Source organism: Cupriavidus sp. R6-3 (assembly GCF_059772245.1).
Genome location: NZ_JCBAJO010000264.1, coordinates 1 through 5,813, shown reverse-complemented (window position 1 = coordinate 5,813; position 5,813 = coordinate 1). Strand labels below are relative to the sequence as shown.

At 69.2% G+C, this 5,813-nt stretch carries 6 protein-coding genes; all 6 read left to right on the top strand.

The window, feature by feature from the left end:
* Positions 1-752: ABC transporter ATP-binding protein (locus tag AC6EI8_RS23480; protein ID WP_498383019.1), on the top strand; the 752-nt coding region annotated here is incomplete at its 5' end.
* Positions 745-1,557 (top strand): ABC transporter ATP-binding protein, encoded by an 813-nt coding sequence (locus AC6EI8_RS23475; protein ID WP_498383018.1) that lies wholly within the window; start codon positions 745-747, stop codon positions 1,555-1,557. The genes AC6EI8_RS23480 and AC6EI8_RS23475, both read left to right, overlap by 8 nt.
* A gap of 240 nt (positions 1,558-1,797) precedes the next feature.
* Positions 1,798-2,730: a branched-chain amino acid ABC transporter permease gene (locus AC6EI8_RS23470; RefSeq protein ID WP_498383020.1), complete on the top strand. Its 933-nt coding sequence runs from the start codon at positions 1,798-1,800 to the stop codon at positions 2,728-2,730.
* 87 nt (positions 2,731-2,817) lie between these two features.
* Positions 2,818-3,888 (top strand): branched-chain amino acid ABC transporter permease, encoded by a 1,071-nt coding sequence (locus AC6EI8_RS23465; RefSeq protein WP_150084651.1) that lies wholly within the window; start codon positions 2,818-2,820, stop codon positions 3,886-3,888.
* Entirely contained in the window at positions 3,885-4,094 is a 210-nt protein-coding gene (locus AC6EI8_RS23460; protein ID WP_498383017.1) for a hypothetical protein, read from the top strand. The genes AC6EI8_RS23465 and AC6EI8_RS23460 overlap by 4 nt, the downstream gene beginning before the upstream one ends.
* Positions 4,085-5,632 carry an acyl-CoA synthetase gene (locus tag AC6EI8_RS23455; RefSeq protein ID WP_149319077.1) on the top strand — a complete coding sequence of 516 codons (1,548 nt, stop codon included), beginning with the start codon at positions 4,085-4,087 and terminating at the stop codon, positions 5,630-5,632. The genes AC6EI8_RS23460 and AC6EI8_RS23455 overlap by 10 nt, the downstream gene beginning before the upstream one ends.
* Positions 5,633-5,813: the final 181 nt, after the last annotated feature.

The following is a 5,813-nucleotide window of genomic DNA, read 5'->3' as shown; positions in this document are numbered from 1 at the left end:
GCGACCTGACGATCCGCTTCGGCGGCCATGTGGCCGTCAACGCGGTGTCGTGCGCCTTCCGGGCCGGCGAACTGACCTGCATCGTCGGCCCGAACGGCGCCGGCAAGACCACCTACTTCAACCTGATCTCGGGCCAGCTGGCGCCGACCAGCGGCCGCATCGCGCTGTACGGCCGCGACATCACGGGCCTGAGCGCGTCGGGCAAGGCGCGCCGCGGCATCGGCCGCGCCTTCCAGCTGACCAGCCTGTTTCCCAATCTGACGGTGCTCGAGAACGTGCGGCTGGCGGTGCAGGCGCGGGCCCGCATCGGACTCGATCTGCTGACGGTCTGGAGCAGTCACCGCGGCATCAATGCCGAGGCCGAGCGCTGCCTGGAGCGGGTCGCGCTGGCGGCCAAGCGCGACCTGACCGTCGCCGCGCTGCCGCACGGCGACCAGCGCAAGCTCGAGGTCGCGATCCTGCTGGCGCTGCGCCCGCGCGTGTTCATGTTCGACGAGCCGACCGCCGGCATGAGCGTCGACGAGGTGCCGGTGATCCTGGACCTGATCCGCGAGATCAAGCAGGACCGCGCGCACACCGTGCTGCTGGTCGAACACAAGATGGACGTGGTGCGCTCGCTGGCCGACCGCATCGTGGTGCTGCACAACGGCAGCCTGATGGCCGATGGCGATCCGGCCGAGGTGATCGCCTCGCCGATCGTGCAGCAGGCCTATCTGGGCCTGCCGGCCGACGGGGAGGGCCTTGATGTCTGAACGCACCGCCTCGCCATCCGTCCCGAATGCCGCACCGCAGGCCGCACCGCAAGGCGCATCGCACGCCGCACCGCACGCCGCGGCGCCGCCGCTGCTGCGCCTCGCCGGCGTGCAGACGCATATCGGCCCGTATCACATCCTGCACGGCGTCACGCTCGACGTGCCGCGCGGCGGCGTGACGATGCTGCTCGGGCGCAACGGCGCCGGCAAGACCACCACGCTGCGCACGGTGATGGGCCTGTGGCGCGCGAGTGCAGGGCGGATCGAATTCGACGGCAGGGACATCACCGCGCTCGATACGCCGGCGATCGCGCAGGCCGGCATCGGCTACGTGCCCGAGAACATGGGCGTGTTCTCCGACCTGACCGTGGCGGAGAACCTGCGGCTGGCCGCGCGCCAGGGCCCGGCCGATCCGCGGCGGCTCGACTGGGTGCTGCGCATGTTCCCGGCGCTGAAGGTGTTCTGGCATCAGCGCGCCGGCGTGCTGTCCGGCGGGCAGAAGCAGATGCTGTCGGTCGCGCGCGCCATCGTCGAACCGCGCCGGCTGTTGATCGTCGACGAACCGACCAAGGGGCTGGCGCCGGCCATCATCCAGAACATGATCGCGGTGTTCCGCGAGCTGAAGCAGACCGAGGTGTCGATGCTGCTGGTCGAGCAGAACTTCCAGATGGCGCGCGCGGTGGGCGACACGGTGGCGGTGATGGACGACGGCCGCGTGGTGCACGCCGGCTCCATGGCCCAGCTCGCCGCCGATGTGGGCCTGCAGCAGCGCCTGCTGGGGCTGTCGCTGGCGGCCCATCAGTGACCGGTGATCCATGACGACGCCGAACCCGCTTTACACGCTCCCATGCGCGCCACCGTGCGAGGAAACGAAACCATGACCGCTGGCAGGACCGTGTCCGAATCCGCCGCAGCGCATCCCGCGTCGTCGACCACAGCGTCGGCCACCGGCTCGACCACGGTGTCGGCCACTGCAGCGCCGGCCGCCACCGGCCTGCCCGCCGCCCGCCTGGACTGGCTGCCGCTGGCGCTGGCGCCGCTGCTGATGCTGCTGGCCTGGCCGCTGATCGGCAGCGGCTCGACCTGGCTGACGCTGACCATCGCCGGGCTGGCGATGGGCATGATCATCTTCGTGGTGTCGTCGGGCCTGACGCTGGTGTTCGGCCTGATGGACGTGCTGAACTTCGGCCACGGCGCCTTCATCGCGCTGGGCGCCTATATCGCGGCTTCGGTGCTGCTGCCGCTGGCGCCCTGGGTCGAGGCCGACAGCCTGGCGCTGAACCTGGCGGTGTTCGCGCTGGCGATCGTCGCTGCGATGGCGGTGGCCGGCGTGCTGGGCCTGGCCTTCGAGCGCGTGATGGTGCGCCCGGTCTACGGCCAGCACCTGAAGCAGATCCTGATCACGATGGGCGGCATGATCGTCGCCGAGCAGCTGATCAAGGCGATCTGGGGACCGGAGACCATCGCGTTGACGCTGCCCGCCAGCTTCCGCGGCGCGGTGCTGCTGGGCGACGCCGCGATCGAGAAATACCGGCTGATCGCGGTGGTGCTCGGGCTGGTGGTCTTCCTCGCGATGCTGCTCGTATTGAACCGCACGCGCATCGGCCTGCTGATCCGCGCCGGCGTCGAGAACCGCGAGATGGTCGAGGCGCTGGGCTATCGCGTGCGCCGGCTGTTCGTCGGCGTGTTCGCCGTCGGCGCGGGGCTGGCCGGCATGGGCGGCGTGTTGTGGGGCCTCTATCAGCAGAACATCACCGCGGCGATCGGCGCGCAGGTCAATGTGCTGATCTTCATCGTGATCATCATCGGCGGGCTCGGCTCCACCGCCGGCTGCTTCGTCGGCGCGCTGCTGGTCGGGCTGATGGCCAACTACACCGGCTTCCTGTTTCCCAAGGTGGCGCTGTTCTCGAACATCCTGCTGATGGTGCTGATCCTGCTGTGGCGGCCGCAGGGCCTGTATCCGGTGGCCCGGCGCTGAAGCGGCCGCCAGAGCCGCCCATCGCATCGTTGCCAGGCCATCCGTGCATCGCCGTCATTGCCTCCTCTTCGAGAAACCGACCGCATCATGATCCGACTGCTCTCCGGCGATACCCCGCGCAGCCGCACGCTGACGGTGCTGCTGCTCCTGCTGCTGCTGGCGCTGGTCTGCACGCCGTTCCTGATTCCGGGCGCGCGGGCGCTGAACATGGCCGCCAAGATCTGCATCTTCGTGGTGCTGGTGGCCAGCTACGACCTGCTGCTGGGCTACACCGGCATCGTCTCGTTCGCGCACACGATGTTCTTCGGCATCGGCGGCTACGGCGTGGCGATCGCAATGACGCGTTTCGAGCCCGGCTGGGGCGCGCTGCTGGCGGGCATCGTCGGCGCGCTGGCGGTGTCGATGCTGCTGGCGCTGGTGATCGGCCTGTTCTCGCTGCGCGTGCGCGCGATCTTCTTCGCGATGATCACGCTGGCAGTGGCGACCGCCTTTGCCACGCTGGTGTCGCAGCTGTCGGCCTGGACCGGCGGCGAGGACGGGCTGTCGTTCAAGGTGCCGGCGCTGCTGACGCCCGGCTTCGCGCTGGAGGACGCCGACGGCGAGGTGCGCGAATGGCTGGGCGTGCCGCTCAATGGCAAGCTGTTTTCGTATTACCTGGTGCTGGCCGGCGCCGCGGTGCTGTTCCTGCTGCTGCTGCGCGTGGTCAACTCGCCGTTCGGGCGCGTGCTGCAGGCCATCCGCGAGAACGACTTCCGCGCCGAGGCGATCGGCTACCGCACCGTGGTCTACCGCACCGTGTCGACCGTGCTGTCGGCGGCGTTCGCCACGCTGGCCGGCGTGCTGATGGCGATCTGGCTGCGCTACAACGGCCCGGATACCTCGCTGTCGTTCGAGATCATGGTCGACATCCTGCTGATCGTCGTGATCGGCGGCATGGGCACGATGTATGGCGCGGTGATCGGCACCGTGCTGTTCCTGCTGGCGCAGACCTATCTGCAGGACGTGATGAAGCTCGCCAGCGAGGCCACCGCGGCGCTGCCGCTGCTGTCGTCGCTGCTGCATCCGGATCGCTGGCTGCTGTGGCTGGGCCTGCTGTTCGTGCTCAGCGTCTATTATTTCCCGCAGGGCATCGTCGGGCGCCTGCGAGCCTTGCGATGAACACCGGCGCAGTGAACACCGGCGCAGTGAACACCGGCGCAATGAACACCGGCGCAATGAACACCGGCGCAATGAACACCGGCGTAATGAACACCGGCACGATCGACACCGGCACGATCGACACCGGCGCGATCGGCATCCGCGCGATGCACTCCATCACCGGCACCATGCCGATCCCAGGCCGAGCGGGGCGCCCATGTACGTAGTCGACTGGCTGCACAAGCACGCACAGCACCGCCCCGACAAGATCGCGCTGGTCGACGTCGACAGTGGCCGGCAGATCAGCTACCGCCAGTTCGACGAGCGCGCCAGCCGCTTCGCCGAATACCTGAGCGAGACGCTCGCGCTCTCACCCGGCAGCCGCGTCGCCGTGCTGGCGCACAACAGCTCGGACTATCTCGAGATGCTGTACGGCTGCGCCAAGGCCGGCATGGTGATGGTGTGCCTGAACTGGCGGCTGGCGCCGGCCGAGTTGAAGCCGATTCTGGACGACTGCACGCCGCAGGTGCTGGTCGCCGGCGACGGATTCCTGCACGTGGTCGCCGAACTGGCACGCGGACGCGCGTTGCGCGCGGTGCTGCATCTGGCGGACGACGAGGCGGCCGATGTGCCGGCCGGCTGGACCGAGTACGAGGCAGTGCTGGCCGCGGCGTCCGGGCGCATCGTCGAGATGCCCTGCCGCGACGAGCACGAGGTCTGGCATCTGCTGTACACCTCCGGCACCACGGGCCGGCCCAAGGGCGTGATCCAGACCTACGGCATGGTGTTCTTCAACGCCGTCAACGCGACGATCGCCAACCGCATCACCCGCGACGACGTGATGCTGGCGGTGCTGCCGTTCTTCCATACCGGCGGATTGAACCTGTATGCCAATCCGGTGCTGCACGCCGGCGGCACCGTGCATGTCGCGCGCCAGTTCGACGCGGGCGCCACGCTGGCGCGGCTCGATGCGCGGTCCGGCGCCGGCATCACGATGTTCTTCGCGGTGCCGTCGATCTACCAGTTCCTCAGCCAGCATCCGGACTTCGAACGGGCCGACCTGTCGGGTCTGCGCAGCTGCGCGGCCGGCGGCTCGCCGGTACCGCTGCCGCTGCTGCAGGCGTACCAGACCAAGGGCGTGACGATCTGCTTCGGCTTCGGCATGACCGAGACCGGCCCGACCGTGTTCGTCGCCGATGAGGACACCGCGCGCCGCAAGCCCGGCACGATCGGCAAGCCGGTCGGCTCGATGCTGACGCGCGTGGTCGATCCGCTCGGCAACGATGTCGCGCCCGGCGAGCGCGGCGAGCTGCTGATCAAGGGGCCGGGCGTGACGCCGGGCTACTGGAACCTGCCCGAGGCGACCGCGGCCGCGCTGCGCGACGGCTGGCTGCATTCGGGCGACATCGCCTATGTCGACGCCGACGGCGACTACTACATCGTCGATCGCGCCAAGGACATGTTCATTTCCGGGGGCGAGAACGTCTATCCGGCCGAGGTCGAGCAGGCGCTGTTCGCGCTGCCGCAGGTGGCCGAGGCGGCGGTGATCGGCGTCGCCGACGAACGCTGGGGCGAGGTCGGCATGGCCCTGCTGGTGCTGAAACCCGGCGCCAGCCTGGACCCGCAGGACGTCATCGCGCACTGCCGGCAACGGCTGGCTGGCTACAAGGTACCGCGCCATGTGCGCGTGGTCGACGCCCTGCCGCGCACGCCGTCCGGAAAGATCGAGAAACACAAGCTGCGCATGCAATACCGGCAGCATTGATGCGGCGCTCGCATGCGGCGTTGCCACGCAAGGAGACCACGATGCAGCACAGACACGGAAGCGATGTGGAAGGACAGGGGGCGGGGCAGGCGGCAAGGCAGGAAGTGGGGCGAGCGGCCGGGCAAGGGGCAAGGCAGGAAGTGGGGCGAGCGGCCGGGCAAGGGGCAAGGCAAGACGCAGG